The sequence below is a fragment of the Corynebacterium sp. genome (genome assembly GCF_012837295.1).
GTDB lineage: Bacteria > Actinomycetota > Actinomycetes > Mycobacteriales > Mycobacteriaceae > Corynebacterium.
Genome location: NZ_DURI01000163.1, coordinates 1 through 2,783 on the forward strand (window position 1 = coordinate 1; position 2,783 = coordinate 2,783).

At 71.3% G+C, this 2,783-nt stretch carries 2 protein-coding genes; one reads left to right on the plus strand and one right to left on the minus strand.

The window, feature by feature from the left end:
- Positions 1-56 precede the first annotated feature (56 nt).
- Positions 57-1,541 carry a carboxyl transferase domain-containing protein gene (locus tag GX015_RS05580; protein ID WP_291343450.1) on the minus strand — a complete coding sequence of 495 codons (1,485 nt, stop codon included), beginning with the start codon at positions 1,539-1,541 and terminating at the stop codon, positions 57-59.
- A gap of 233 nt (positions 1,542-1,774) precedes the next feature.
- Between GX015_RS05580 and GX015_RS05585 the strand changes: the two genes are divergently transcribed.
- Positions 1,775-2,722, plus strand: a complete 948-nt coding sequence (locus GX015_RS05585; protein WP_291343452.1) for a nucleoside hydrolase — start codon at positions 1,775-1,777, stop codon at positions 2,720-2,722.
- The last annotated feature ends 61 nt before the right edge of the window (positions 2,723-2,783 follow it).

A 2,783-nucleotide genomic window follows, 5' to 3' on the forward strand; every position in this document is an offset into this window, starting at 1 on the left:
CCGGCCGCGCCCCTTTCGTTTATCGCGTGTGCCGCGTGCTGGTGCGCGCGGTCGGGTCAGCTGCCCAGCGCGAACTCGCGGTAGTGGGCGAAACGCTGCTCGCGGCCGACGCGCTCCGGATCCGTCTCCAGCGTCCACAGGGCATGGCCGATGGCGCCGAGGACCCGGTCGACCAAGTCCGCGCCGTCCTCCGGCTCGGCGATGATCTCGTCGACGACCCCCGCTGCGAGCAGCGCCTCCGCCGCGACGCCCTGGGCCTCCATCATCTCGGGGGCGTGCTCGGTGTCGCGGTGGATGATCGCCGACGCGCCTTCCGGCGGCAGCGGCGACAGCCACGCATCATGCATGGCCAGGGCGCGGTCCGCGGGCAGCATGGCCAGCGCGCCGCCGCCGCAGCCCTGGCCGAGGATCATGGACACCGTGGGCACGCGGACGTCGAGGAGCGCGGTGAGCGTGCGGGCGATCTCGCCGGCCATCGCGTTTTCCTCGGCCTCCTTGGTCAGCTCCGCGCCGGCGGTGTCGATGACGGTGACCAGGGGGATCTGCAGGCTTTCGGCCAGGCGGATCGCCCGCTGGGCGAAGCGCAGCGCGCCCGGGCCCATCGGATCGGGACCCAGCGGCGGCTGCTGGTGTCGGTCCTGCACGACCAGGATGACGGGGCGCCCGGCGATGCGAGCCAGCACCGCGCGGATGGATCGGTCGTTCTCGCCGTCGCCGGTGCCGGACAGCGGCACGGACCGGTCCTCCAGCGCGGCGAGGATGTGGCCGCCGCCGGGGCGCGACGGCTCGCGCGTGCGCAGGATCGACTCCCACGCCCCGCGCCCGTCGGGAACGGCGTCCGGCGGCGGGGTCGGCTCGGCGGTCTCGACGTCGGGCATGAGCACGTCGACGGTGCGGCGCACCGAACCGCGCAGGCCCTCCGGAGAAATGACGCCGTCGATGATGCCGCGCTCGCAGAGGTTCTCCGCGCTCTGCACACCCTCGGGGATGCCGGTGCCGGTGGTCAGCTCGACCACGCGCGGGCCGAGGAACCCGAGGAGGGCGCCCGGCTCGGCGAAGGTGAAGTGCCCGGAAGAACCCCAGGACGCCATGACTCCGCCGGTGGTGGGGTTGCGCAGGTACACGAGGAAGGGCAGGTGCGCGTCCTTGTGCCGGGCGACGGCGGTGGTGATCGACACCATCATCGCGAACGCCGGGGTGCCCTCCTGCATGCGCGTGCCGCCGGAGGTCGGCGACAGCAGCAGCGGCAGGCCCTCGTCGGTGGCGCGCTCGATGCCCCGGATGATCCGCCGGGCGGTCGCGGCGCCGATGGAGCCGGCGAGGAACGAGAACTCGGAGCAGATCACCGCGACGCGGCGGCCGCCGACTTCGCCTTCGCCGGTGAGGACGGCCTCGTCGACGCCCGACTTCTCCCGCGCCCGCTCGAGGGTGGCGGCGTAGTCGGCGCCGATGTCGCCGTAGTCCGGCGGGGTGTCCCAACTGCGGTAAGTGCCCCGGTCAATGACGGAATCGATGAGTTCGCGTGCGCTCGTGCGTGACATGACCCCAGGTTATGGCAAAACAATGATGTCCGGGACGTGATGCCCGTCCCGGCAGCCGGTCGGCCCACCCGCGGGGCGCCCAGGGCCGGGGGACGGGCCGGGAATCCCGGGAAACCTGGATAATGGGGCAATACCGGATAATCGGGAAAGACTCGGCCACGGTCGCGCGTCGAAGGCGCCCGGCGACTTGGCCGCCGCAGGCGACGGGCGCCGAAACGGAGACTCACCCGGCGATGAAGACCATCCTCGACCTCGACACCGGCATCGACGATGCCCTGGCCCTGGCCTACGCGCTGGGTTCGCCGGAGCTGGAGCTCATCGGCGTCACCGGCACGTACGGCAACGTCCTCATGAAGGACGGCGTGGCCAACAACCTGGCGTTGCTCGACCTGTTCGGGCATGCGGACGTGCCGGTGTTCCACGGTGAGCCGCACGCCTCGACGAAGGAGGGCTTCGAGGTCCTGGAGATTTCGGCGTTCATCCACGGGAAGAACGGCATCGGCGAGGTCGGGCTGCCGGCGTCGGAGCGCACCGCCGACGAGCGCGGTGCGGTCGACTTCCTCGTCGATTCGGTCCGCGAGCACGGCGATGATCTGGTCATCGTGGCCACCGGCCCGATGACGAACCTCGCCGCCGCGATCGACCGGGATCCGGAGTTCGCGGAGCGCGCGCGGATCGTCATCATGGGCGGCGCCCTGACGGTGCCGGGCAACGTGCGCCCGTGGGCGGAGGCGAACATCAACCAGGATCCGGAGGCCGCGGACAAGCTCTTCCGTTCCGGCGCGGACGTCACCATGATCGGCTTGGACGTCACGCTGCAGACGCTGCTGACCTACGAGGAGACGAAGCGGTGGCGCGAGCTGGGCACGGACGCCGGCCGGGCCCTGGCGGACATGACGGACTACTACATCAAGGCCTACGACACGACGGCCCCGCACCTGGGCGGCTGCGGCCTGCACGATCCGCTGGCCGTGGGCGTCGCGGTGGACCCGTCGCTGGTCACGGTCATCGAGCACAACATGAAGGTCGACGTCGACGGCGAGACCCGCGGCCGCACCATCGGCGACGAGGTCCGGCTCAACGATCCGGTGAAGAACGTCAAGGTCGCCGTCGCCGTCGACGTCGAGCGCTTCCTGTCGGAGTTCATGTCCCGCATCGGGTCGGTGGCAGGCCGTGCCTGATCTCGATCCGCTTTTCGACGTCCTGGCGTCCTCCCCGGGGAAGGTCTGCGTGATGGGTTCG

Excerpts from the sequence above, each read along its gene's own strand:
- GX015_RS05580 (WP_291343450.1), bottom strand. The coding sequence starts at position 1,541 with ATGTCACGCACGAGCGCACGCGAACTCATCGATTCCGTCATTGACCGG.
- GX015_RS05585 (WP_291343452.1), top strand. The coding sequence starts at position 1,775 with ATGAAGACCATCCTCGACCTCGACACCGGCATCGACGATGCCCTGGCC.